General features: G+C 63.2%; 27 protein-coding genes. 12 read left to right on the top strand and 15 right to left on the bottom strand.

Features of this window, described 5'->3' with window-relative positions:
- Positions 1 to 108 precede the first annotated feature (108 nt).
- From G6N74_RS23945 to G6N74_RS23935, 3 genes are read right to left on the bottom strand one after another with little or no spacing between them, the layout of a single operon-like run.
- Complete coding sequence (locus G6N74_RS23945; RefSeq protein WP_165120527.1) at positions 109 to 960, bottom strand: C40 family peptidase; 852 nt, start codon at positions 958 to 960, stop codon at positions 109 to 111.
- Complete coding sequence (locus G6N74_RS23940; protein ID WP_165120526.1) at positions 957 to 1,889, bottom strand: CHAD domain-containing protein; 933 nt, start codon at positions 1,887 to 1,889, stop codon at positions 957 to 959. Before G6N74_RS23940 ends, G6N74_RS23945 begins: the two co-directional genes overlap by 4 nt.
- Positions 1,886 to 2,356 (bottom strand): CYTH domain-containing protein, encoded by a 471-nt coding sequence (locus G6N74_RS23935; RefSeq protein ID WP_165120525.1) that lies wholly within the window; start codon positions 2,354 to 2,356, stop codon positions 1,886 to 1,888. The genes G6N74_RS23940 and G6N74_RS23935 overlap by 4 nt, the downstream gene beginning before the upstream one ends.
- Positions 2,357 to 2,434: 78 nt before the next feature.
- On the opposite strand from G6N74_RS23935, the gene G6N74_RS23930 reads away from it, so the two are divergent.
- The 5 genes from G6N74_RS23930 (at position 2,435) to G6N74_RS23910 (ending at position 7,101) form a co-directional block, all read left to right on the top strand.
- A complete protein-coding gene (locus G6N74_RS23930) occupies positions 2,435 to 3,133 on the top strand; it encodes a CerR family C-terminal domain-containing protein (RefSeq protein WP_165120524.1) in 699 nt (232 codons plus the stop codon).
- Positions 3,130 to 4,074: an HlyD family secretion protein gene (locus G6N74_RS23925; protein WP_165120523.1), complete on the top strand. Its 945-nt coding sequence runs from the start codon at positions 3,130 to 3,132 to the stop codon at positions 4,072 to 4,074. Before G6N74_RS23930 ends, G6N74_RS23925 begins: the two co-directional genes overlap by 4 nt.
- Before the next feature lie 119 nt (positions 4,075 to 4,193).
- Complete coding sequence (locus tag G6N74_RS23920; RefSeq protein ID WP_165120522.1) at positions 4,194 to 5,111, top strand: ABC transporter ATP-binding protein; 918 nt, start codon at positions 4,194 to 4,196, stop codon at positions 5,109 to 5,111.
- Positions 5,108 to 6,244, top strand: a complete 1,137-nt coding sequence (locus tag G6N74_RS23915; protein ID WP_165120521.1) for an ABC transporter permease — start codon at positions 5,108 to 5,110, stop codon at positions 6,242 to 6,244. The genes G6N74_RS23920 and G6N74_RS23915 overlap by 4 nt, the downstream gene beginning before the upstream one ends.
- A 47-nt stretch (positions 6,245 to 6,291) precedes the next feature.
- A complete protein-coding gene (locus tag G6N74_RS23910; RefSeq protein WP_312857915.1) occupies positions 6,292 to 7,101 on the top strand; it encodes a DUF2066 domain-containing protein in 810 nt (269 codons plus the stop codon).
- 104 nt (positions 7,102 to 7,205) lie between these two features.
- Here the strand turns inward: G6N74_RS23910 and G6N74_RS23905 are convergent, their stop codons facing one another.
- Positions 7,206 to 7,523, bottom strand: a complete 318-nt coding sequence (locus G6N74_RS23905) for a hypothetical protein (protein ID WP_165120519.1) — start codon at positions 7,521 to 7,523, stop codon at positions 7,206 to 7,208.
- 166 nt (positions 7,524 to 7,689) lie between these two features.
- Here G6N74_RS23905 and mbfA point away from each other — a divergent pair, with 166 nt between their 5' ends.
- Entirely contained in the window at positions 7,690 to 8,673 is a 984-nt protein-coding gene (gene mbfA / locus G6N74_RS23900; RefSeq protein WP_165120518.1) for an iron exporter MbfA, read from the top strand.
- 243 nt (positions 8,674 to 8,916) lie between these two features.
- Here the strand turns inward: mbfA and G6N74_RS23895 are convergent, their stop codons facing one another.
- The 3 genes from G6N74_RS23895 to G6N74_RS23885 form a co-directional block, all read right to left on the bottom strand.
- The gene (locus tag G6N74_RS23895) at positions 8,917 to 9,261 is read right to left on the bottom strand and encodes an antibiotic biosynthesis monooxygenase family protein (RefSeq protein ID WP_165120517.1); all 345 of its coding nucleotides are present in this window, start codon (positions 9,259 to 9,261) and stop codon (positions 8,917 to 8,919) included.
- Complete coding sequence (locus tag G6N74_RS23890; protein ID WP_165120516.1) at positions 9,258 to 9,590, bottom strand: NIPSNAP family protein; 333 nt, start codon at positions 9,588 to 9,590, stop codon at positions 9,258 to 9,260. Before G6N74_RS23890 ends, G6N74_RS23895 begins: the two co-directional genes overlap by 4 nt.
- A 75-nt stretch (positions 9,591 to 9,665) precedes the next feature.
- On the bottom strand, positions 9,666 to 9,890 hold the full coding sequence (locus G6N74_RS23885) for a DUF1127 domain-containing protein (RefSeq protein ID WP_165120515.1): 225 nt from the start codon (positions 9,888 to 9,890) through the stop codon (positions 9,666 to 9,668).
- 70 nt (positions 9,891 to 9,960) lie between these two features.
- Between G6N74_RS23885 and G6N74_RS23880 the strand changes: the two genes are divergently transcribed.
- Positions 9,961 to 10,641: an ArsR/SmtB family transcription factor gene (locus G6N74_RS23880; protein WP_165120514.1), complete on the top strand. Its 681-nt coding sequence runs from the start codon at positions 9,961 to 9,963 to the stop codon at positions 10,639 to 10,641.
- A 202-nt stretch (positions 10,642 to 10,843) separates the two neighbouring features.
- Here G6N74_RS23880 and G6N74_RS23875 read toward each other — a convergent pair whose 3' ends face one another.
- Complete coding sequence (locus G6N74_RS23875; RefSeq protein WP_165120513.1) at positions 10,844 to 11,350, bottom strand: YciE/YciF ferroxidase family protein; 507 nt, start codon at positions 11,348 to 11,350, stop codon at positions 10,844 to 10,846.
- Between the two features lie 421 nt (positions 11,351 to 11,771).
- Here G6N74_RS23875 and G6N74_RS31270 point away from each other — a divergent pair, with 421 nt between their 5' ends.
- Complete coding sequence (locus tag G6N74_RS31270; protein ID WP_091917298.1) at positions 11,772 to 11,903, top strand: hypothetical protein; 132 nt, start codon at positions 11,772 to 11,774, stop codon at positions 11,901 to 11,903.
- On the opposite strand, the gene G6N74_RS23870 is transcribed toward G6N74_RS31270, so the two are convergent.
- The 4 genes from G6N74_RS23870 to G6N74_RS23855 all read right to left on the bottom strand — a co-directional run bounded on the left by G6N74_RS23870 (position 11,897) and on the right by G6N74_RS23855 (position 17,003).
- A complete protein-coding gene (locus G6N74_RS23870; RefSeq protein ID WP_165120512.1) occupies positions 11,897 to 12,268 on the bottom strand; it encodes a DUF1850 domain-containing protein in 372 nt (123 codons plus the stop codon). The two genes, G6N74_RS31270 and G6N74_RS23870, sit on opposite strands and share 7 nt — an antisense overlap.
- A complete protein-coding gene (locus tag G6N74_RS23865) occupies positions 12,265 to 14,373 on the bottom strand; it encodes a TRAP transporter permease (RefSeq protein WP_165120511.1) in 2,109 nt (702 codons plus the stop codon). The genes G6N74_RS23870 and G6N74_RS23865 overlap by 4 nt, the downstream gene beginning before the upstream one ends.
- A 228-nt stretch (positions 14,374 to 14,601) precedes the next feature.
- Complete coding sequence (locus tag G6N74_RS23860) at positions 14,602 to 15,561, bottom strand: TAXI family TRAP transporter solute-binding subunit (protein ID WP_165120510.1); 960 nt, start codon at positions 15,559 to 15,561, stop codon at positions 14,602 to 14,604.
- 152 nt (positions 15,562 to 15,713) lie between these two features.
- Positions 15,714 to 17,003, bottom strand: a complete 1,290-nt coding sequence (locus tag G6N74_RS23855; protein WP_165120509.1) for an MFS transporter — start codon at positions 17,001 to 17,003, stop codon at positions 15,714 to 15,716.
- Positions 17,004 to 17,094: 91 nt separating this feature from the next.
- On the opposite strand from G6N74_RS23855, the gene G6N74_RS23850 reads away from it, so the two are divergent.
- The 3 genes from G6N74_RS23850 to G6N74_RS23840 all read left to right on the top strand — a co-directional run bounded on the left by G6N74_RS23850 (position 17,095) and on the right by G6N74_RS23840 (position 19,304).
- Positions 17,095 to 17,553, top strand: coding sequence for a winged helix-turn-helix transcriptional regulator (locus G6N74_RS23850; RefSeq protein WP_165120508.1), 459 nt, complete (start codon positions 17,095 to 17,097; stop codon positions 17,551 to 17,553).
- 141 nt (positions 17,554 to 17,694) lie between these two features.
- Positions 17,695 to 18,057: a YciI family protein gene (locus tag G6N74_RS23845; protein ID WP_165120507.1), complete on the top strand. Its 363-nt coding sequence runs from the start codon at positions 17,695 to 17,697 to the stop codon at positions 18,055 to 18,057.
- Positions 18,030 to 19,304, top strand: coding sequence for an RNA polymerase sigma factor (locus tag G6N74_RS23840; protein WP_165120506.1), 1,275 nt, complete (start codon positions 18,030 to 18,032; stop codon positions 19,302 to 19,304). Before G6N74_RS23845 ends, G6N74_RS23840 begins: the two co-directional genes overlap by 28 nt.
- A gap of 11 nt (positions 19,305 to 19,315) precedes the next feature.
- Here G6N74_RS23840 and G6N74_RS23835 read toward each other — a convergent pair whose 3' ends face one another.
- Both G6N74_RS23835 and cysK read right to left on the bottom strand, forming a co-directional pair.
- Positions 19,316 to 19,936 (bottom strand): glutathione S-transferase family protein, encoded by a 621-nt coding sequence (locus tag G6N74_RS23835; protein ID WP_165120505.1) that lies wholly within the window; start codon positions 19,934 to 19,936, stop codon positions 19,316 to 19,318.
- A 252-nt stretch (positions 19,937 to 20,188) separates the two neighbouring features.
- Positions 20,189 to 21,169 carry a cysteine synthase A gene (cysK, locus tag G6N74_RS23830; protein ID WP_165120504.1) on the bottom strand — a complete coding sequence of 327 codons (981 nt, stop codon included), beginning with the start codon at positions 21,167 to 21,169 and terminating at the stop codon, positions 20,189 to 20,191.
- Here cysK and G6N74_RS23825 point away from each other — a divergent pair.
- Complete coding sequence (locus G6N74_RS23825) at positions 21,162 to 21,314, top strand: hypothetical protein (protein ID WP_165120503.1); 153 nt, start codon at positions 21,162 to 21,164, stop codon at positions 21,312 to 21,314. The genes cysK and G6N74_RS23825 overlap by 8 nt on opposite strands.
- Positions 21,315 to 21,318: 4 nt before the next feature.
- On the opposite strand, the gene G6N74_RS23820 is transcribed toward G6N74_RS23825, so the two are convergent.
- A complete protein-coding gene (locus G6N74_RS23820; protein WP_165120502.1) occupies positions 21,319 to 21,933 on the bottom strand; it encodes a LysE family translocator in 615 nt (204 codons plus the stop codon).
- Positions 21,934 to 22,090 lie beyond the last annotated feature (157 nt).

Genomic DNA, 22,090 nt, shown 5'->3' with positions numbered 1-22,090 from the left:
GGGAGAGGGGGCGTCAGCGCTGGAGCTTTATCCTTCTCCCTGTTTACGGGAGAAGATGCCGGCAGGCGGATGAGGGGCGATACTATGTGAGCCGGAAAGGCTTAAGCGCTACGGCAATTTCGCGGCGGTAATGTCCCGGCGGCTCGCCTCCGCAGCCGCCGCCGGTTCTTCCTCGACCGGCCGCTGTTCATCACCCCAGGTCACCGTCTTGTAGTCAAAACCATATTCCAGCGTCGGCTTGACGATCTGGAAATAGGGCGACAGGTCGAAGTCGCGCGGGGTGTAGAGCGAGTGATGGCGGATGTGCAGGATTTCCTGGCGCATATAGGTCGACTGTGCCGAGGCGCGGCCGGGGGCGCGGGTGATTTCGGGCAGGATCGGGTAGCGGATCTGGCCATAGGCTTCGGCGATCATCGACGAGCAGATGGCACGGGTCGGATCGCCCGACCCGAAGGCTATCAGCCGCCGGCGCCAGCGCACCGGTATGGGCGGCGTCGGCATGAAATAGCGCAACATGTCGGTGATGTTCTTCAGGTCGTATTTCAGGCCGAGTCGCTCGATCATGAACGCGACAACCTTGCTGCGGTCGTCCGGCGTCAGCCCGCGGGCGCGGCAGATGCGGGTGTTGTAGGTGCGGTATTTCGACAGTGGCACCGCCACGCAACCCTCACCGAGATTGACCTCGATCAGGCGCGGCCGCTCCGAGCCGTCCTCAGGTTCAGGCAGCGCGTCACCGACATAGAAGGCCGAATGCGACCAGGTCGATTGGGTGAGATATTTGATAACGGCCGAAATCCGCTGGTTGCCCTCGATGAGCAGGATATCGCCGGGCTCCAGCACGCGTCGCAGCGTTTCGGGATCGGACGGCGTGTAAGGCTGATAGCCCGAAGATTCCTGCTGCAGCCGGCCGGCCAGCCAATGACCGATCCGATCGAGCAGCGTGTCCCTCGGCCCCGTCATTGGCCTGTCGCGGGGCGCTCTTCATCAGCCCCGGCCTGGTAATTCTTCACGATCCGGCGGACCGTCTTGTTCGGCGCGTCGTCGAAAAGCCGCGCGGCTTCGCGCAAGGTTTCCTTCTTCAGCGCCTTCTCGGAGCGCTTGATCAGCCGGCGCAGCAGCGCCAGTTCCCTGCCATTGCCCAGCGCCTTGCCTTCCTCGTCGACCAGCCGGCGCAGCACGAAAAGGTCGTTCAGTTCGCCAAGCCGCTCGCCCAGCTCGTCCACCGCCTTGCGGCGCGGTTTCAGCGGGCGCGGCCAGAAGGCATGCAGCAGCAGAAGATGCATCCAGTGCGTCTTCACGCATTTGCGCAATTCGTGGAAATCTTCCGCCGCGCCATGCCTTTGCGCCTTTTCGAGCGCGCGCGACGCCTGCCGCATAGCCTTGCGGGCACCGTCGGCAAGGAGGTCGGCGGCAGCCTCCGGCTCGTATGGCAGCACGAAAGTGCCAAGGGCCATGCGCCCGCGTTCGCAGTCGGCGAGCGCCTCGTCGATATCGGCCTCCAGTCCGGCGCCATTGGTCGAGATCGCAGCGCGGCGCGCGACGAGGATGCCGCGCGGGCCGGCAAGCGCGTTATAGGCGGTGTCCTGCGGAAAGGCCTTGACCAGCCGGTCGATCGTTTCGATCAGCGCGGTCGCCTCGCGCGCTCCAGCCAGGCTGCGGCCAAGATCGCGATAACGGGCATTTTCGCTGCGGCAGAAATCCTCGTCCGCATCCCGCACCAGCCGGAACAGCGCGCGCAAGCGCTTGAAGCGGCGGCGCGAATGGTGAAGCTTGACCTCCGGCTCGGTACGAGCCGCCGCAAGGTCCTCCATCGCCGTGCCGATTTCCTCGGTGGCGATGCGCCGTATCTCGGCGGTGAGCGGCAGGCGCGGATCGATGCGAAACGTCATGCAACCTCTCCCGGCCGGCCGTGCAACGCCAGCGAAGCGTTGTAGAATTCCGTTTGCCCGGTCACTTCGCGGCCAAGCCAGGCGGGCAACGCACTATTCGGGACATCCTCCGGCGTTTCGAGCTCCGCCACGACCAGCCCGGCCAGATCGCCGCCAAAGACGTCGACCTCGTAGAGATGCCCGCCATGGCGGACATTGTAGCGCGTTTTTTCCACGACGCATCCGACGGCAAAGTCCAGCATTTCCTCCGCATCCGCCAGCGGGATCGTATATTCGAACTCGTCGCGGATGCGGGCATGGACCCCGAATTTGAGCGTGAGAAGTGCCGCGCCTTCGCGGATGCGCACGCGCACCGAGCGATCAGGCTCGGCATCGAGATAGAATTGTCGGATCGAGACGGCAGCCTCGGCCAAGGCACGCCAGCCTTCGCCAGTCACCAGGAATTTGCGTTCGATTTCCTTGGCCATGGCGCGAGAATAAAGCCTACCCGGCCCTCCGGGGCAAGCCGTATTGACTTTAATCATTCGATTGATTAAATTGTTTTCATGAACAGACGACCAAAAGACATTCCAGCGCTGCCGGCGTCCTCCCCGTCCGCCGACCAGACGCGGACCGCGCTCATTCGCGCCGCCCTGACGCTTTTCGGCGCCAAGGGCTTCGAGGGCACATCGACGCGCGAAATCGCCGCCCAGGCCAACGCCAATATCGGCTCCATCGCCTATCACTTCGGCGGCAAGGAGGGGCTGAGGACGGCAGCCGCCGACTATATCGTCGCCACCATTCAGGGCATTGCCGGCCAGGCGCTCGGCAATTTCGCAGCTGCGAGCGGGACAAAGATCACGCCGGAAGCCGCACATGCCCAGCTTCGGGCAGCCCTTGAACGTATGGTCGCCTTCGTGGTCGTCCAGCCCGAAGCAGGCGAGATCGTGCAGTTTCTGCTGCGCGAACTTGCCCATCCGACGGCAGCGCTGGACCGCATCTACAGCGGCGTGTTCGAACCGACCCACCGGCGGCTTTGCGCGATGTGGGAGGCGGCCACCGGAGAACCCGCCGAGGGCGAGGAGACCAAGCTCGTCGTCTTCACCCTGATCGGCCAGGTCGTCTATTTCCGCATCGGTCGCGAGGCCGTGAAGAGGCGTATGGGCTGGCCTGAAATCGGCCAGGCGGACGCGGCCAAGATCGCGGCAGTCGCCGGCCAAAATCTCGATGCAATCCTGAACTCCCGGAAAGGCAGGAAGCCATGAGCTTTCTTTGCGCCATCCCTCTTGCGGCATCGCTCTTTTCGTCCTGCGCGAGCGAAGCGCCACTGGCCGTCGGCTATGTCGAGGGCGACTATGTTCTGCTGGCCCCGATCGAGGTGGCGCAGGTCCGCTCTATCGCGGTGAAACGCGGCGACCGCGCCGAGCCCGGCAAGCCGATCGCGCTTATGGAAGACGCCGACGCGAAGATCGCGGTGGCGCAGGCGGAAGCCGCACTCGCCCAGGCGCAGGCCGAGCTTGCCGACCTGCAGATCGGCAAGCGGCCCGAGGAAATCGCCGTGCTGGAGGCGACCGTGCAATCGGCCAAGGCGCAGGCCGACGACGCGCAGCGCACGTTGAGCCGAACACAGGACCTGACCAAGCGCGGTGTCGCCACGCAGGCGCAGCTTGACGATGCGACGACAAAAATGGAGGTCGCGGCAGCGGCGATCGGACAGAGCACGGCCAATCTTGCAGTCGGCCGCCTGCCGGCACGGCCCGAGACGATCAAGGCTGCGGAGAATGCGGTTAAGGTCGCGCAAGCCAAACTCGAGCAGGCGCGCTGGCAGCTTTCCAAGCGGACCATCGAAGCGCCTGCACCGGGCCGCGTCAGCGACGTCATTCGCAATCCGGGCGATGTCGCCGGACCGTCCGCGCCGGTGATTTCCATGCTGCCCGACGGGGCGGTGAAGCTGAAGGTCTATGTGCCGGAAGGCCAGTTCTCGTCGGTCAAGATCGGCACCGAGCTGTCGGTGCGCTGCGACGGCTGCCGCCCGGATTTGAGGGCACGGGTGAGCTACGTCTCACCCGACCCTGAGTTCACGCCGCCGGTCATCTACTCGCTGGAGACGCGCCAGAAGCTGGTCTACCTCGTCGAAGCGCGGCCGGAGGGCGATGCGACGCCTCTGCAGCCGGGGCAGATCGTGGATGTGAGTTTAGGGCAGTAGGGGAGTAGGGGAGTAGGGGAGTAGGGGAGTAGGGGAAGGTTCGATCGGATGGAAGCGATGTCAAAATTACTCTTACTCCCTCACTCGCCTATTCCCCTACTCCCCTCGTGGGAACCACAATGAACGCCATCGAAGTCCACAACCTCGTCAAGCGCTTCGGCACCAAAACCGTCGTCGATCATGTGACGATGAGCGTGGCCGAGGGCGAGATCGTCGGCTTTCTCGGGCCGAACGGCTCGGGCAAGACCACGACCATCCGCATCATGTGCGGGTTGCTGACGCCCGACGAGGGCGACGGCCAGGTGCTCGGCTACGATCTTCTGACGGACAGCCTGAAGATCAAGCGCGAGGTCGGCTACATGACCCAGAAATTCTCCTTCTACGAAGACCTAACCATCGGCGAAAACCTCGAATTCGTCGCAAGGCTCTACCAGCTTCAGCCTGTGGAAGAGCATGTCGCCCGCACGCTGGAAGAGCTGGGGCTGACGACGCGGCGCGACCAGCTGGCCGGCACGCTCTCGGGCGGCTGGAAGCAGCGGTTGGCGCTCGCCGCCTGCATCATGCACAAGCCGAAGCTGCTGTTGCTCGACGAGCCGACCGCCGGCGTCGACCCCAAGGCGCGGCGCGAATTCTGGGACGAAATCCACCGGCTGGCGCGCGACGGCCTGACCGTGCTGGTCTCGACCCACTACATGGACGAGGCCGAGCGCTGCCATCGCATCAGCTACATCTCCTACGGCAAACTGCTGGCCACCGGCACGGTGGACGAGGTGATCGCTAATGCGGGGCTGTCGACATTCGTGGTCAGCGGGCCGAGGCTGAACGAGGTCGCCGCAGCGCTCGAAGGTAAGCCCGGCGTTGAGCAGGTCGCGCCTTTCGGCACGACGTTGCATGTCGTCGGCTCCGACCGCAAGCTGCTCGAAGCGTCCCTGAAGGAGATCAAGGCGCGCAAGGACACCAAGGTCGAGCCGGGCGAAACCAGCCTGGAGGACGTGTTCATCCAGTTCATGGCCGGGTCGAAGGACAATATGGCATGAACGCGGTGTTTTCCTTCGCCCGCCTCGGCGCGCTGTTGATGAAGGAATTCATCCAGATGCGCCGCGACCGCATCACCTTCGCCATGATGCTCGGCGTGCCGCTGATGCAGCTGGTGCTGTTCGGCTTCGCCATCAACAGCGATCCGAAGAGCCTGCCGGCGGCCCTCGTCGCCACCAGCAACGACCAGTACACCCGCGCTATGGTGTCGGCGCTGCAGATGACCGACTATTACCGCTTCGACTATGTCGCGCAGAGTGCTGAGGAGGCCGAAGAACTGATGGCCAAGGGCGCTGTCTCTTTCGTCGTCACCATTCCGTCGGACTTTGCGCGGCGCGTCGAGCGGCGCGACAGCCCGCAAATCCTGATCGAGGCAGACGCCACCGACCCATCAGCAGCGAGCGGCGCGGTTTCGACGCTGAGCACGGTTGCAAGCCAGGCGTTGCTGCGCGAACAGGGCATGCAGGCCGAGGCCGCCGAGACCGCCAAGACCCAGCTTCAGGTGGTCGTGCACAAGCGCTACAATCCTGAAGGCATCTCGCAATACAACATCGTGCCCGGCCTGCTCGGCGTCATCCTGCAGATGACCATGGTGATGATGACCTCTATGGCGCTGACGCGCGAGACCGAACGCGGCACGATGGAAAACCTGCTGGCTATGCCGGCAAGCCCGGCCGAGATCATGCTGGGCAAGGTGCTGCCCTTCCTGGTGGTCGGCGCGGTGCAGGTGGCGGTGGTGCTGGTGGCGGCCAAGCTGCTGTTTGCGATCCCCTTCATCGGTTCGCTGTCGCTGCTCTTGTCGGCCGTGCTGGTGTTCGTGCTGTCGCTGGTGCTGCTCGGCTACACCATCTCGACCATGGCACGCACGCAGATGCAGGCGATGCAGCTCACCTTCTTCTTCTTCCTGCCGTCGCTGCTCCTGTCGGGCTTCATGTTCCCCTATCGCGGCATGCCGGACTGGGCGCAGGTTCTGGGCGAGATTTTCCCGCTCACCCACTTCCTGCGCATCGTGCGGGCGGTCATGCTCAAGGGCGCTGATTTTCAAGCCATTGCGGGAGAGGTCAGCGCGCTGGTGCTGTTCGTGTTCCTGTTCGCGGGGCTGGCCTTGTTCCGCTTCCGGCGGACGCTGGACTGAATGGAGCGTCGAAGATGCGATACCGCGCTTCAAGATTTCTCGCGCTGGTGTTGGTTTTGGCGTTCGCTCTGCCTGTGCCGGCGCGAGCTGCCGAAAACGATCTTTACCAGACGAAGGCCGTCGTCAGCGGAACAGGCGAAGCACGGCGCGCGCTTGGCTTCAGCCAATGCCTGAGCGACGTTCTGGTGAAGGTTTCGGGCGACCCGCGCCTGCGTGACGACCCCCGCGTTGCGGAACTGGCGAAACAAGCGGGCGCGTTCATCTCCAGCTTCTCCTACCGCGACCGCCTGTCGGGCATTCCTATCCACGACGAGCAGGGCAGCTACGACCGCCCGCACGACCTGACATCCGAGTTCGACAGGGAAAAGATAGACGCTGTATTGAAGACCCTCGGCCGCGAGCCTTGGATTGGAGAGCGACCGCGCATCGTCGTCTTCCTGAGCGTCCGCAATCGGAAAGGCGCGGAAGCAATTCTCGCCGCCGACAGCCGCGGCGCAAGCGACGCGGACATGCGGTTCTCGCTTGCCGCTGCCGCTGAAAAGCTTGGGCTGACGATGGAACTGCCCACACAGGCGGAAATGATGAAAGCCGCCCTCACCACCACCACATTTCTGAAGGCCGATATCGCGAAGCTCAATCAATCAGCGAAGGCGGATGGCGGCATGGCTCTTGCCGGCTCGATGGTCTGGAGCGACGGCGCGCTCGGCTGGGTCGTGGATTGGCGGCTTGCCGCCGAGGCCAAGACCTATCAATGGCAGGTCCGGGGTGTCGGCTTCGACGACGCATTCAGGGACGGGATGGCCGGTGCCGCGCAAATCCTGTCGGGACACGGCCAGCCGCCCACGTCCCGACGGTGATTATGTTTTAGCTCGATGCCGCCCCTGTCCTCCGCTATGGCTCCGGGCGTTCGTCGCTCGAAAAGCCGAATCGTTGGCTTTTCGTCCGCTACGCGGACCGCTCCTCACCCCAAAAGCACGCTCTTGCGCTTGTCGCCGCCGGCCTTGCGCCATGCGTTGAGGCGGTGCGTGGCGGCAGCGAAGGAAATCTTCATCGCCTGCGCCACCGAGTAGCGGCTCTTGCCCTCGTCGAACAGGCGATAGCAGCATTCGACGCCGTCGGCGGTCAGCTTGCCGTCGCAGGTCTTGTTGCGCGGGTCGGCGGGGTCGAATTTCTGTGCCGGCGGCTGGAGCATGCCCTTGAGGCGTTCGAGATCGGACTCGATGCTGGCGATGAGTTCGAGCACGGGCTTGGGATCGAGAGGCTGCTTCCTGGCCGACATCGGGACGTCCTTCTTATGAGTATAGCTTAGCCTATATAGGTGAAGGTATGGCTATAAAAAGACCGAGGGCTGCTTTTTTGTCGCGGCGGCCCACGCTGCCTCGGCCATTGACCACGGCGGGACATAATCCTAGTTTAGAACTATTCTAAACTAGGTATTTGCACTCATGCTTTCCCGTGTTTTCGGCTTTGGCCGCCGCCCCTTCGAATCCCTGTCGGAACAGGAAATCCTGGCGCTTGCAATCTCGTCGGAAGAAGACGACGCGCGCATCTACCGCGCCTATGCCGACGGCCTCGCAGAGCAATATCCCGACTCGTCCAAGGTGTTCGAGGAAATGGCGGAGGAGGAGGACGGCCATCGCGCCGTGCTGATCGAATTGCACCGCAAACGCTTCGGCGAACGCATTCCGCTGATCCGGCGCGAGCATGTGCGCGGCTGGTATGAGCGCAAGCCCGACTGGCTCGTGCGCCCGCTCGGCCTTGACAAGGTGCGCGCCATGGCCGAGCAGATGGAGGACCAGGCCTACCGCTTCTACATCGAGGCGATAAAGCGCACCTCCGACGCCTCGACGCGCAAGCTGCTCGGCGACCTTGCGGCGGCTGAAAAGGTGCATGAGTCGCTGGCGGTGCGGCTTGGCCACAAGCATCTGACCGACGACGTGAAATCGCAGGAGGCCGCGACCGAGCGACGGCAATTCATCCTGACCATGGTGCAGCCAGGGCTGGCGGGCCTGATGGATGGTTCGGTCTCGACGCTGGCGCCGATCTTCGCCGCAGCCTTTGCCACGGGCGACACATGGCAGACGTTTCTGGTCGGCCTGTCGGCCTCGGTGGGTGCCGGCATTTCCATGGGCTTCACCGAAGCAGCGCATGATGACGGCAAGATTTCCGGGCGCGGCTCGCCGATCATCCGGGGGTTGGCTTCCGGCATCATGACGGCGATCGGCGGGCTCGGGCATGCCCTGCCCTATCTGATTACCGACTTCTGGACGGCAACGACGATCGCCGCGATCGTGGTCTTCATCGAACTCTGGGCCATCGTCTTCATCCAGAACCGTTTCATGGAAACACCCTGGCTGCGCGCCACGCTGCAGGTCGTGCTCGGCGGCGCGCTGGTGCTGGCGGCGGGCGTGCTGATCGGGAATGCTTGAGGCGGAAGATTTTGTAGCTTTCTCGACTTTGTCGCGCCCTACGTTGCCCCCCTCTGGCCTGCCGGCCATCTCCCCCACAGGTGGGGAGATTAGCGGTTTCGCCTACATCGCCCATTCTGCAATGCTGAAGGTTGGCGAAAGCGGGTATGAAAGCTGATCTCCCCACCTGTGAGGGAGATGGCCGGCAGGCCAGAGGGGGCGCGAAGGAATGCGACAGTGGCGATTTCAATCGCGGACGCATCGTCACCCATTCACCACCAAACTATCCGCCGGCGCTTCCGCCCGCTCATCCAACCCATAATCCCGCACGACATGGGCGATGCGCAGGCGGTAGCCTTCAAAAACCCCGCCGCGCCCGGCCTTCTGCGCCTGCCGGTGCTCCTCGGTGTTGCGCCACGCCTTCACCGCTTCCTCGTCGCGCCAGAACGACAGCGACAGCATGCGGTCGGGATTGGTCAGGCTCTGGAACCGCTCGACCGAGATGAAGCCGTCCATGCTCTCCAGCAGCGGCTTGAGGTTGCCGGCGATGCCGAGATAGGCGTCGCGCTTGCCTTCCGCGGGCGTGACTTCGAAGATGACTGCGATCATGGCAAGACCTTTGCGGCGTGCGGCCCCGAGGCCAGTTTCAGGAAGATGCGGTCTTCGCGGCGGATGAATTTTTTCTCCTTGGCGAAAGCGTAATTTTCTCTCCCGAGCGGGTCGGCAGTCAACCGGGCGCGGTAAGCCTCGTAGGCAGCGAGGTTTTCGATGTTGTAGACGCCGTAGGCCGTCGTTGCCGAGCCTTCATGCGGCGCGAAATAGCCGATGAGATCGGCACCGCAGCGCGGAATCGCCTGACCCCAGTTGCGCGCATAGTGCTCGAAATCGGCCTTGCCGAACGGGTCGATCTCGTAGCGGATGAAACAGGTGATGGTCATTTTTCTTTCCTCATGATTGCGGGAGGGGAATGGTTCGATCTTCATCGAAACATCCGGTCGGTCGATCTGTCATGCTCAGCGCCGCCAGAACGGCTTGGCGCATTCGCGCGCCACTTCGTGCGGCGAGATGCCGATGTCGCGCAGCAGGTGATCCTCGAGTTCGGCAAGGTCCTGGCGCTGAAGCCAGCGCTCGTAGAGGGAAACGATGCAACGGCAGCAACGGAGAAATGGCGCGAAGGCAGAGCCGGGCCTCTCGGGTTGCTCCAAATTCGCAGCGTCTCGAAGGGCGGTATCGGTCATGTTCTTCTCCATCGTCATGCAACGGAGAATACAGCTTGCAGCGCATCAATGCTTCGACTAGCATCGAACTATGAAGAACGGTCCAGACATAGCGCGCATTGCCAGCCTCGTAGGCGACCCGGCCCGCGCCAACATGCTGACAGCGCTGATGGGCGGCGGCGCGCTGACTGCCAGTGAGCTGGCGCTGGAAGCCGGCGTCACCGTGCAGACGGCGAGTTCGCATCTGTCGAAGCTGATGGAGGGCGGGCTGCTTTCACTCGCGGCACAAGGCCGCCACCGCTATTACGGCCTCGCCAGCACGCAGGTGGCCGGCATGCTGGAATCGATCATGGGCGTGGCCGCCACGTCCGGGCCGCAGCGCGTGCGCCCCGGCCCGCGCGACGCGACGATGCGGGAAGCGCGCATCTGTTACGACCACCTCGCCGGCGACCACGCCGTGGCGATGCTGGACGGGTTCCTGGCGCGCAAGATACTCATTCGCGACGGCGACAAGATCACGATGGGAAAGGCCTGCGCCGGTTATTTCCAGGCAGTCGGCATCGAACCGGAAACGCTGAAGAAATCCCGCCGGCAGGTCTGCCGCGCCTGCCTCGACTGGAGCGTACGGCGTTCGCATCTGGCCGGCACGCTGGGTGCCGCGATCTTCGACAAGATCCTTGCCGAGAAATGGGCGCGGCGCGACGCTGAAAGCCGGGCGGTGGTGTTTTCGCCAAGTGGCAAAAGGGAATTCGAGAAGGCTTTTCTTGGTTAAGCAAAAAGCTCTCGGTTAAGGCAAAAAGCTCAGCGTCATCCCGGAAGCCGTAGCGGAGCGAAGGTTAACCGGGACTCATTCCGTGACGTTGAAATTCCGGAATGGGTCCCGGGTCTTCGCATTCGCTTCGCTCATGCTCCGCCCGGGATGACGGTCGCTTTACCTGCCGGCGAATTGCCGGAGTAAACCACGCGCCTCAAAACTACTCGGCAGCCTGAAGGTTGATGTTGCCCTCGGCAAGCGTCGTCAGCTTCTTGTCGGTCGCTTCCTCTTCCCTGAGGTTCTTCACCAGCACGGCGGCGCAGTCGTCGCGGCCAAGCTGCTTGGCCCAGGCGGCCAAGGTGCCGTAGCGTGTGATCTCGTAGTGCTCGACAGTCTGAGCCGAAGCGATGAGCGCCGCGTCCAGAACCTGCTTGTCGTCGATGTCGCCGCTGACCTCGTCGGCCTCTTCCAGAATGCCGTCAATGGCCGGGCAATTGACCCCCTTGGCCGTGACCCCGTGCATCTCGAAAACCTGCTCGACGCGTTCGATATGGCCCTTGGTTTCCTGGAGATGCTTCTGGAAGCCAACCTTGAGGTCGGCGTTCGTTGCCTTGTCGATCATCTTCGGCAATGCCTTCTCGATCTGCTTTTCGGCGTAATAGATGTCCTGCAGCGTGTGCACGAAAAGATCGTCGAGTGTTTTGATGTCTTTCGAAAAAAAGCCCATGGTTTTGGCCCTTCCTGTTTCACGTTGATGTGGGAAGTTTTTGAGCATGTGTGCTCGTGTTCGAAGGAGGCCGGTCGAACCGGTGCTCCCTCAGCCGGGTCTCCCCGGTCCATTAGCCAACGTGCCGATACGGGCGCGGTTCCGTCAAATCGTCATCGAAACGGAAAAACTTGGTCTCGCACCGATGCAGGTAAGCTTTTGCGCGGTCGGCCGATTCAACGCAAAATATGTGGCGCAAAAGGCACAGTTGGTGGAATCACGACGGCTGCCGGAAAAACACCGCCAAACCAACGCTTTTCGGCCATGATCGGGGCCGGTTTTGTGAAGAAGTTAACATCGCATTCACCGTCTATTCACGACAATAGCCTAACAATCGCGTCCATATTCGGAAGGGACATCCGAGGGACTGGAAAGTAAGAAAATGGCACTCTGGCACCGCATCACCAACTACGCAGTAGCGCTCCGCGAATTCGTCGCGCCGACCTACCGCCCGGAGCGTCACTACATGCGCGGACCCGGTCCTGCCTGCGCTCGCCGCGCTGCATTTCATTGAGCAGATTGTTCACACGGCCTGATCGTTACCGGCGCGCCTGCGGCAGCGCCGATAACGGTGCATTGGCCGTTCGCACACAGCGACCAGCCCTCGCCCGTCGCGCCTGAAGCGGCAAGCATAAGCTCCGGCCGCGCCGGCAGCTTCGGCGCATAGACCCACCAGCCATCCTTCAGCACGGCATCCGCGGGCGGCTCCATGCCAGCGCCCGAACCCTTGATACGCGCCTCGACGATTTCGAGCCCGGCTGGCGTTACCCGCCAATCCTCCTCCCAACGCGTCTTCTGGACCGAGTGGGTCCACGACAGCGTGAAGGCGGTCGCCGCCATTACCGTGACCTTGCCGGCGGCGAGGATACAGAGGCTCATGCCGGTGCAGGCGCGTCACCCGCCTTGCGCGCCCGCCACCAGTGCCAGCCGATCCACAAAGCAGCGAGTGCGAAGCCGGCCTCGTCGGTCAGCGGCAGTGCGACGACCAGCAGGACGCCGGCCGCGAATGCGATCAGGCGCTCCCACAGCGCCATGCGCACGACCAGAAAGCCGACGACCGCTGCACCCCACAGGCCGATGCCGAGACAGGCCTTGAAGACGATGTAGACGACCTCGACGGGATAGCCGTAGGCAGCCGCCATCGGGCCGGCATCCTGCAGCATCAGCGCCGGCGTGTAGACCGCCATGAAGGGTACGACGAAACCGGCGACCGCGAGTTTCGTCGCCTGAATGCCGATCTTGAGGCCGGATTCCTTGGCCATGGGTGCTGCGGCAAAGGCTGCAAGCGCAACCGGCGGCGTCAGGTCGGCCATGATGCCGAAATAGAAGACGAACATGTGGCTGACGATGAGCGGCACGCCGAGTTCCAGCAGCGCCGGGCCGGCCAGCGACGAGGTGATGATGTAGTTGGGGATGGTCGGGATGCCCATGCCGAGCACGAGGCAGGTTAGCATGGTCAGCACCAGCGACAGGAACAGGTTGTTCTCGCCGATGGAGATGATCCAGCCTATGAAGGTCGAGGCGATGCCGGTCAGCGTCAGCGTGCCGATGACGATGCCGACGATGGCGCAGGCGATGCCAACCGGCAGCGCGTTCTTGGCGCCTTCGGCCAGCGAGTCGATGCAGATCACCAGCGTCTCGCGACCACCCTTGAACAGCGCGCAGGCGATGACCAGCGCGCCGATGACCAGCGCCAGGATGTTGACGCCGAATTTCATGAAGGCCGCTGCCGCCAGTCCAAGCGCGATCCAGAACACGACGCGGAAGGCGAACGGGCCGATGAGTGCTGCCAGCGGCGTGCCGAGAATGAGCACGACAGTCAGCGCCAAGCCCATCGTGCCGGCAAAGATGGGCGTGTAGCCGGCAAAGAGCAGATAGACGAGTGCCGCCAGCGGCAGCACCAGCGGCCAATGCTGCTTCACCGCTTGCCATGGGTTGGGCAGCGTTGCCTTGTCCATGCCGCGCAGATTGGCCTTGCCAGCCTCGAGATGCACCTGCCAGAAACAGGCGCCGAAATAGAGGATCGCCGGGATGATCGCGGCCTTGACGACGGCCGCATAGGGCACGTTCAGCGTCTCTGCCATGATGAAGGCGACCGCGCCCATGACCGGCGGCATGATCTGCCCGCCCATCGACGATGTCGCTTCCACACCGCCGGCAAAAGCCGAACGGAAGCCGAAGCGCTTCATCAGCGGGATGGTGAACTGGCCGCTGGCCACGACATTGGCAACGCCGGAGCCCGAAATCGTGCCCATCAGCGCCGACGACAGGATGCAGACTTGCGCCGGCCCACCGCGCCAGCCGCCGACGAGCCCGAGCGCGAAATCGTTGAACAGCGCGATCATGCCGGCGCGTTCGAGGAAGGCGGCGAAGACGACGAAGATGAAGATGTAAGCCGCCGAAACATAGATCGGCGTGCCGTAGATGCCCTCTGTGCCATAGGCGAAGTTTTCGATGATCTGATCGAAACTATAGCCACGATGCACAAAGGGATCGGGCAAATAATTGCCGAAGAAGCAGTAGGCGAGAAATAGCCCCGCGATGATGGTGAGCGGCAGGCCCATCAGCCGCCGTGCGCCTTCGAACACCAGCGCGATCAGCACCACGCCGACAAAGAGATCGACGTGGGTAAGGAAGCCGCTGCGCTGGATCAGCGGCACATATTCGACCCAGTTGTAGATGCCGGTGAGGAAGCCGACGATGCCAAGCAGCCAGAACCAGGCTTTTCCCGCCGTCGTCTTGGCGCGCAGATTGGCAATCAGCGCGAAGCCGAGCAGCAGCAGGAAGCCGACATGCATGGCGCGCACCACCTGGCTCGGCAGCGCGCCATAGGCGGCGGTGTAGAGCTGGAAGGCCGAGAACGCCACCGCGATCCAGAAGGCGATTTTTCCAGCAATGCCCTCGCCGAAACCCGGCGGCAGGCCTTCGATCGGCTCCTCGACGCTGGGAGAGATGACGTTGGGGGTTGGCTGATTCTGGCTCATGCGCAGCAGGGCCTTTCCTGAATGCAGGAATGCGAGGCATCCCCCTCTGGCCTGCCGGCCATCTCCCCCTCAAGGAGGGAGATCAGCTGTCTCTGTGGCATTCGCCAATCGTCAACATTGAAGGACAGGCGCGGCTGCCGAAGCTGCTGATCTCCCCCCTTGAGGGGGAGATGGCCGGCAGGCCAGAGGGGGGTGGTCAGGTTCAATGTGCTGGTTGCGTTGGTGGAACTACTTCAACAGCCCCTTTTCCTTATAATAACGCTCGGCGCCCGGATGCAGCGGCACGGGCATGCCATCGAGCGCCTTGGCCGGATCGATCGCCTTGGCGGCGGCATGGGCTGCCGTCAGCTTGTCGAGATTGTCGAACAGAAGCTTGGTCATCTGATAGGCGGTCTCGTCGGAGACGCCGTCATGGGTGATGAGGAAATTGCCGACGGCCGCCGTTTCGACATCGGCCTCCTGGCCGTCATAAGTGCCGGCCGGAATGATGACCGACAGATAGGGCGTGCCGATCTTTTCGACATCGGCCTTCGGCACCGCCACGACGTTGATCTTGAGCGACGTCGCAAGATCGCGGATCGAGGCGACGCCAAGGCCGGCAGATTGCAGCGTGGCGTCGAGCTGGCGGTTCTTGATGAGTTCGACGGATTCGGCGAAGGGCAGATATTCGACCTTGCCGAGATCCTCATATTTCAGGCCCGCAGCCTCGAAGATCGCCCGCGCATTGAGCTCGGTGCCGGAAGCCGGCGCGCCGACCGACAGGCTCTTGCCCTTCAGGTCGGCCAAGGTCTTGATGCCGGAATCGGCACTCGCCACGATCTGGATGTAATTCGGATAGATGGCGGCAATGCCGCGCAGTTTGTCGAGCTTGCCGGGGAAGCCGGCTTCCTTGTGGCCTTCGACAGCGAGCTTCACGGAATCGCCCAGCGAAAAGCCGATCTCGCCCTTGCCCTGCTGGAGCAAATTGAGGTTTTCGACCGACGCCTTGGTTGCCTGCACCTGCGTGCGTGCGCCCTCGATGCCCTTGCCGTAGATTTCCGACAGCGCCACGCCGAGCGGGTAATAGACGCCCGAGGTGCCGCCGGTCAGCACATTGATGAATTCGGCCGCCCTGACAGAGACGCTTCCCATGCTGAGCGACAGCACGACAGCGCCGGCGGCCAGAATCTTCGTTTTCAGATTAAGCATGCAATTTCCTCCCTCGAGTTTCCTTGCCGCGCCACCGCTCCACCCGGCACAACCGGCGCGAGTTTAGACAGCGGGCGCGAAATGCCAACCCGCAATCTTCGCTTGTGCGACGAAGGGTTTAGAAAGGGCTTCGGCAGTTCTCCCACGCAACGTCAGTTGCTCCCTGTCGCCTGCGTGGCGGTTGCGGGCGTCGCGTTCAGCGTCGCAGCCCAGAAGGCGATCGCCAGAGCGCTGATGCCGGCTCCGAGCAGGCAGACGCCGGTCCACCCGGCATAGACGTAGACCATCGTCGACAGCGAGGAACCAAGGGCGCTACCGATCGAATAGAAGACCATATAGGCCGCAGTCAGCCGGCTCTGCGCTTCGGGCCGGACGCGATAGATCATGCCCTGATTGGTGACGTGCACGGCCTGCAGGCCGAAATCGATGATCAGAACGCCGGCGATCAGCCACAGGATCGAATGCGGCAGCAGCGCAATCGGCAACCAAGCGACAAGCATCAGCGTCAGCGCAATGCCGGTGGTGCGCTGGCCGTAGCCGCGATCGGCCCAGCGCCCTGCCCTCGCCGCGCCGAGTGCTCCTGCGGCGCCTGCCAGACCGAAAAGGCCGATGGCTGTGTGCGACAGCGAGAAAGGCGGCGCGCTGAGCGGCAGCACCAAGGGTGTCAGCAGCGTCGTGATATCGGCAAAGATCAGCATGGCGATGATCGCCCGGATGCGAAGCACCGGCTCTTCAACAAATAGCGTGAAGAGCGAGCCGATCAGGCGCGGATATGACATGCGCTTGTCCCGCGCCTCCTGCGCCGGCAGCACTTTGTAGAGCAGTGCGGCAATGATCAGCGTCAGCACGGCTGAAACGAAGTAGACCGTGCGCCAGCCCGAGAGATCGGTGAGCGTTCCTGCCACGGTACGTGCAAGCAGAATGCCGAGCACGATGCCGCTGGTGACGACGCCGACCACCTGCCCACGCTCGGCCGGCCGCGCCAGGCTTGCGGCATAAGCGACAAGAGCCTGGGTGACGACAGCCATCAAGCCCATCGCCGCCATGGACGCCAGCAGCATGGCGCCCGTTGTCGAGAACCCCACCGAGACGAGCGCCAGCACCGAAAGAAGCGACTGGCCGACCACCAGCTTGCGCCGGTCGATCAGATCGCCGAGCGGCACCAGCAGCACGAGCCCCAGCCCGTAGCCGAGTTGGGTGAAGCCGACAATCAGTCCGGCGGTGGCGCGAGCGATGCCGAGATCGTCGGCCATCACGTCGAGCAGCGGATGGGCGAAATAGGCATTGGCCACGGCAAGTCCGCTCGCCACGGCAAAAAGCAGCACGACAGGGCGTGACAGGCCGGAGGAAAGCCGCTCGTTGCCCCTGTCGAATTCGCCTGCCTGAAGACGCGCAGCAGCGCTAGCAGCGCCGGCGGACGCCACCTCGTTTGTCGATCGCATTATAAGCTCCAAATATGGAATCGGTTTTATTATGAAACCATTTGATCGATAGCAAAGAAGGTTTTATAATGCAACCGAAATTGGAGACGGCATGGTCAAGCGGAGAAGCCTGAAGGGAGATTACTGCCCGAGCGCCAGATCACTGGATGTGATCGGCGACTGGTGGTCGCTGCTGATCGTGCGCGACGCGTTCGACGGGCTGACGCGCTTCGGCGAATTCCAGAAGGGCCTCGGCATTGCCAAGAACATCCTTTCCGAACGGCTGCGCACGCTGATTGCGCGCGGAATTCTGGAGGCGGTTCCGGCGGCGGATGGCGGTGCGCATCAGGAATACCGCCTGACCGCAATGGGACGCGACCTCTTCCCGGTGATGGTGGCGCTGAGGCAGTGGGGCGAGCAGCATCTGTTCGCGCCGGGTGAAGAACATTCAAAGCTCGTCGAGCGGGATACCGGCTTGCCGGTTCGGCTGGATGTCCGTGTCAACGACGGACGGCCTGCCGGACCGGACAACACTGTTATCCTCAAAGTGCCCGAGCTGGATCAAGACTGATCCCGCCCTGCTGAAACCGGCCCCTTGCGCAATATCGTATCGAGGACGAAAGATTTCTCGGGCGCCTGTCGAAATCGGGCGAGGCCGCGCGACATTGGTTCGGCACGCAACGGTGCGGCCCCGAAACAAGAGGAAACGACCATGCGCTACATGCTTTTCATTCACCTCGACGAAAGCCAGATGCCGAAGAGCCCGGCGGACAAGGGCTATGAAATGCTCGCCGCCTATGGCGCCTACAACGAGGCGCTGAAGAAAGCCGGCATCTATCTCGCCGGAGACCGCCTGACGCCGAGCGCAACAACCACGCAGGTGCGCATTGCCGACGGAAAGACGAGTGTTCTCGACGGCCCTTATGCCGAAACACGCGAGCAGATCGGCGGTTACTACATCATCGAGGCAGAAGACCTTGATTCCGCAATCGCCTGGGCCGCGCGCTGTCCCGGTGCGAACCACGGCACCATCGAGGTTCGGCTGATATGGGAAGCGACATCGGTCGCGCAGTGAAGCAGCCGGCAACCGAAAGCGATGGACGCGCGGCGGCAGAGGCAGCCGCGCGCCGCAGCTACGGCAAGCTTGTCGCCATCCTCGCCTCGCGCAGCGGCGATGTCGCGGCTGCCGAGGATGCGCTCGCCGATGCCTTCGCGGCAGCACTCGAACAATGGCCGGTAAGCGGCGTCCCGGCCAATCCGGAAGGCTGGCTTGTGGCGGTGGCGCAGCGGCGCACCGTAGATGCGATCCGCCGGCGCAGGACCAGTGCCGAGGGTGCCGCGCATCTGCAACTGATCGCCGCGGAAATCGAGGCATCATCCATGGAAGACGACCTGCCCGACGAGCGGCTGCGGCTGATGTTTGCCTGCGCCCATCCGGCAATCGAGCCGAGCATCCGCGCGCCGCTCATCCTGCAGACGATCCTTGGCTTCGATGCCGCCGTTATCGCCTCGGCCTTCCTCGTCTCACCGGCGACGATGGGCCAGCGGCTGGTGCGCGCCAAGAACCGCATTCGCGAGGCCGGTATTCCCTTCCGCATCCCGGAGCGCGACGCGCTCGACGAGCGGCTGGACGCAGTGCTGGAGGCGATCTATGCCGCCTTTGCCGAGGGCTGGGCCGACCCGACTGGTGCGGAAAGCCGGCGCAGGAACCTCGCGACCGAAGGCATCTGGCTCGGCCGGCTGACCGCTTCGCTGATGCCGGATGAACCGGAGACGCTGGGGCTGCTGGCGCTGATGCTGTTTGCCGAAGCGCGGCGTGCTGCGCGGCGCGATAGCAATGGCGACTATGTGCCTTTGGCCGAGCAGGACACGAAAGTGTGGGATAGCGGGCTGATCGACGAGGCCGAGGGGCTTCTGCGCCGCGCCGGCGTCATGGGCAAGATCGGGCGCTACCAGCTGGAAGCGGCGGTGCAATCGGCGCATGTCGCGCGCCGCCTGACCGGCGAAACGGACTGGCAGGCGATCGCCCGGTTTTACGAGGCGCTGTCACGCATGACGCAGTCGCCGGTCGTGGCGATCAACCACGCGGTCGCGCTGGCGCATGCGGGCGATACGGGCGCCGGCCTGGCGTTGCTGGGAACGCTTGCCGACGACAAGCGGCTGCTGACCTATCAACCCTACTGGGCCGCGCGCGCCGAACTGCTGACTTTAGCGCAGAAGCCGCTTGAAGCCCATGAGGCCTATGGCATGGCGATCGGGCTGGAAACGGACCCGGCGATCCGCAAGTTTCTGCAAAGTCGACGCGCCCGCCTCAGAAACTGAACCGAAGGCGCTCACCACAGTTCGTGTGTGATGTTCAGCTTCAGGATCACCGGATGCTGCCGCAACGCGGCGCAGAGCTGCTCGATATTCGGCCAGACGATATGAGTGTCGCTCCACTGAGGATGCCAGTGCGCCAGCATCAGCAGGTAGACATCGGCCGTGGAAAAATCGTCGCCGGCCAGCCAGTCGCGTCCTTCGAGCCACTCGTCCATGATCGATAGACCGCGCTCGAATTCGGCGATTGCCGCTTCCTTGACGACGTCGGCGCCGTCGGCAGCAGCCGTGTAGCGCGGAGCGTAATAGTAGCGCAGGACCGCCGGATACAGGACCGAGGACAGGAATGCCATCCAGCGCAGGAAGTCAGCCCGTGCGGGCGAGCCAGCCGCTGGCGCAAGCGCGGCGTCGGCGTGACGCTCTGCCAGCAGGATGCACATTGCCGCCGATTCCGTCATCGTCTGCCCCTCCGGCAATGTCAGGACGGGGACCTGGCCGAGCGGGCTGATTTCCAGAAAATGGGGATCAGGCAGCGCGGACTTGATGACATTGACCCGCTCGAATGGTGCTGCCGCCAGTTCGAGCGCTGCCTCGACCACGAAGCCGCCGCTGCCGGGACGCGTATAGAGTTTGTACATGGTATCTCCGCCAACCGGCACAGCACCGGTCGGCAGGGATATGACAGGCAAACCGGCGGATTCTCAACCGGCCGACGCCTGCGCCACGCAGTTTTTTCGCCGGTCCAGTCAGGATAATCGCGACGGTTCGGAATTCAGATCAGGCCGAGCCGAAAATGATGATTTTCGAGAACCGGAGCGGAGTGGACATTCTGTCCATGAGCACCGGAAGCGCAGACAACCATCATTTGCAGGCCGGCCTCACCTGAATTTTCAGCCGCCGAGGCCTTCGAAGAGAATGGTCGACAGATACCGCTCGGCGAAGGACGGGATGATGACGACAAGATTCTTGCCGGCATTTTCCGGACGCGAGCCGACGACTATTGCCGCCTGAAGGGCAGCACCCGACGAGATGCCGACCGGCACGCCTTCGAGGCGGGCGACGAGGCGGGCATTGGTGATGGAATCATCGTTGGAGACCTGCACGATCTCGTCATAAACCGTGGTGTCGAGGATTTTCGGCGCAAAGCCGGCGCCGATGCCCTGGATCTTATGCGGGCCGGGCTGGCCGCCCGACAGTACCGGCGAGGCTTCCGGCTCGACCGCGATGACCTGTACGCCGGGCTTGCGCTTCTTCAGCACCTGCCCAACGCCGGTGATGGTGCCGCCGGTGCCGATGCCGGAAACGAGGATATCGACCTCGCCATGGGTGTCGTTCCAGATTTCCTCGGCGGTCGTCTGGCGGTGGATTTCAGGATTGGCCGGGTTTTCGAACTGCTGCGGAATGATCGCGTCAGGCAGGGTCGCGGCCAGTTCGTCGGCTTTGGCGATGGCGCCCTTCATGCCTTTCGGCCCTTCGGTCAGCACCAGCTCGGCGCCGAGCAGCGCCAGCATCTTGCGGCGCTCCAGCGACATGGTTTCGGGCATGGTCAGGATAAGCTTGTAGCCCTTGGCAGCAGCAGCAAAGGCCAGCGCGATGCCGGTATTGCCGGAGGTCGGCTCGATCAGCGTGGTCTTGCCGGGCGTGATCTTGCCGGCGGCTTCCAGCGCCTCGATCATGGCAACGCCGATGCGGTCCTTGACGCTGGCGATCGGGTTGAAGAATTCGAGCTTGGCGATGAGGTTAGCGACGATGCCGGTTTCCTTGGCGAATTTGTCAAGACGCACCAGCGGTGTGTCGCCGATCGTCTCGGTGATCGAGTTGTAGACACGGCCGCGGCCGGGGGCGCGCGCGCTGGTGACGGGCTTGTTCATCGATATGGCTCCAACATTGAAATTCGGACGCAACAATAGGCGCGCCGCCCGAAAAAACCGAGTGGGCGGCGTGCTTAAAATGCCGGAACTCCAGAAAATCGTTTTCTATATGCGCCGCATTGGAGAACAATTTGGCGCGAAATAGGCCTTCAGCGGGAGGCGATGGCTGCGGCGGCACCCGCCATGAAAACAGCGGCAGTGCGGTTCAGCGTCCTTAGCGCACGCGGTGTCTTCAACAGCCAGCGCGCCTTCGCCGCCAGCGCCAGATAGGGCACCAGAACGACGAGCAGGACCAGCACGGTCACCACCGCCAGAATGCCGTAGTCTGCGACCGTTATCGTGCGCAGGTCGACCAATGTCGGCGTCAGCGCCAGATAGAAGATCATCGTCTTGGGGTTGCCGAGCGTCACCGTCAGCCCAGCCAGGAAGCTGGTGAACAGCCCGCCCTTGCCCTTCCGCGCCTCGATGTTTTCCGGCGTGATACCGCTCGTCCAGAAGGTCCAGGCGAGATATGCGAGATAGGCGACGCCGAGCCATTTGATGACGAGGAAGACGGTGCCGAAGGTCTGCGCCACCAGAGCCAGACCCAGCACGACGGCGGTGAGATAGGTAAGATCGCCGCAGATCAGCCCGAGCGACATGGCAAGCGACGAGCTGAATCCCGAGCCGAGGGCACGCGCCACCAGTGCGGTGACGCCGGGTCCGGGGATCGCGGCGGCAATGGCCAGCGCGCCGGCATAGGTAACGAAGCCTGCAAGGGTCATGGATCGAACTCGACAAATTTCAGAGGCGGATAATCGCACGGACGTTACGCGCTGCAAATAGGCCAGAAATCGGCAGCGGCCTATCAATTTATTCGGCCAGGGCGGAAGATATCCAGACGCGCAACGTTGTCTGTCGTAACCGCCGCGTGCCGAGACG

The organism is Mesorhizobium zhangyense (assembly GCF_011045115.1).
GTDB lineage: Bacteria > Pseudomonadota > Alphaproteobacteria > Rhizobiales > Rhizobiaceae > Mesorhizobium_M > Mesorhizobium_M zhangyense.
Note: the sequence above shows the minus strand (reverse complement) of the source record. Positions and strands in the feature narration are given on the sequence as shown.

Bases quoted from the DNA above. Each gene is read 5' to 3' on its own strand.
- G6N74_RS23840 (WP_165120506.1), top strand. From the start codon at position 18,030: ATGGGAAGCGACATCGGTCGCGCAGTGAAGCAGCCGGCAACCGAAAGC.
- G6N74_RS31270 (WP_091917298.1), top strand. From the start codon at position 11,772: ATGGCACTCTGGCACCGCATCACCAACTACGCAGTAGCGCTCCGCGAA.
- G6N74_RS23905 (WP_165120519.1), bottom strand. From the start codon at position 7,523: ATGTCGGCCAGGAAGCAGCCTCTCGATCCCAAGCCCGTGCTCGAACTC.
- G6N74_RS23865 (WP_165120511.1), bottom strand. From the start codon at position 14,373: ATGAGCCAGAATCAGCCAACCCCCAACGTCATCTCTCCCAGCGTCGAG.
- mbfA (WP_165120518.1), top strand. From the start codon at position 7,690: ATGCTTTCCCGTGTTTTCGGCTTTGGCCGCCGCCCCTTCGAATCCCTG.
- G6N74_RS23820 (WP_165120502.1), bottom strand. From the start codon at position 21,933: ATGACCCTTGCAGGCTTCGTTACCTATGCCGGCGCGCTGGCCATTGCC.
- G6N74_RS23895 (WP_165120517.1), bottom strand. From the start codon at position 9,261: ATGATCGCAGTCATCTTCGAAGTCACGCCCGCGGAAGGCAAGCGCGAC.
- G6N74_RS23920 (WP_165120522.1), top strand. From the start codon at position 4,194: ATGAACGCCATCGAAGTCCACAACCTCGTCAAGCGCTTCGGCACCAAA.
- G6N74_RS23875 (WP_165120513.1), bottom strand. From the start codon at position 11,350: ATGGGCTTTTTTTCGAAAGACATCAAAACACTCGACGATCTTTTCGTG.
- G6N74_RS23940 (WP_165120526.1), bottom strand. From the start codon at position 1,889: ATGACGTTTCGCATCGATCCGCGCCTGCCGCTCACCGCCGAGATACGG.
- G6N74_RS23930 (WP_165120524.1), top strand. From the start codon at position 2,435: ATGAACAGACGACCAAAAGACATTCCAGCGCTGCCGGCGTCCTCCCCG.
- G6N74_RS23835 (WP_165120505.1), bottom strand. From the start codon at position 19,936: ATGTACAAACTCTATACGCGTCCCGGCAGCGGCGGCTTCGTGGTCGAG.
- G6N74_RS23945 (WP_165120527.1), bottom strand. From the start codon at position 960: ATGACGGGGCCGAGGGACACGCTGCTCGATCGGATCGGTCATTGGCTG.
- G6N74_RS23870 (WP_165120512.1), bottom strand. From the start codon at position 12,268: ATGAGCCTCTGTATCCTCGCCGCCGGCAAGGTCACGGTAATGGCGGCG.
- G6N74_RS23915 (WP_165120521.1), top strand. From the start codon at position 5,108: ATGAACGCGGTGTTTTCCTTCGCCCGCCTCGGCGCGCTGTTGATGAAG.
- G6N74_RS23860 (WP_165120510.1), bottom strand. From the start codon at position 15,561: ATGCTTAATCTGAAAACGAAGATTCTGGCCGCCGGCGCTGTCGTGCTG.
- G6N74_RS23845 (WP_165120507.1), top strand. From the start codon at position 17,695: ATGCGCTACATGCTTTTCATTCACCTCGACGAAAGCCAGATGCCGAAG.
- G6N74_RS23885 (WP_165120515.1), bottom strand. From the start codon at position 9,890: ATGACCGATACCGCCCTTCGAGACGCTGCGAATTTGGAGCAACCCGAG.
- G6N74_RS23890 (WP_165120516.1), bottom strand. From the start codon at position 9,590: ATGACCATCACCTGTTTCATCCGCTACGAGATCGACCCGTTCGGCAAG.
- G6N74_RS23925 (WP_165120523.1), top strand. From the start codon at position 3,130: ATGAGCTTTCTTTGCGCCATCCCTCTTGCGGCATCGCTCTTTTCGTCC.
- cysK (WP_165120504.1), bottom strand. From the start codon at position 21,169: ATGAACAAGCCCGTCACCAGCGCGCGCGCCCCCGGCCGCGGCCGTGTC.
- G6N74_RS23935 (WP_165120525.1), bottom strand. From the start codon at position 2,356: ATGGCCAAGGAAATCGAACGCAAATTCCTGGTGACTGGCGAAGGCTGG.
- G6N74_RS23850 (WP_165120508.1), top strand. From the start codon at position 17,095: ATGGTCAAGCGGAGAAGCCTGAAGGGAGATTACTGCCCGAGCGCCAGA.
- G6N74_RS23855 (WP_165120509.1), bottom strand. From the start codon at position 17,003: ATGCGATCGACAAACGAGGTGGCGTCCGCCGGCGCTGCTAGCGCTGCT.
- G6N74_RS23880 (WP_165120514.1), top strand. From the start codon at position 9,961: ATGAAGAACGGTCCAGACATAGCGCGCATTGCCAGCCTCGTAGGCGAC.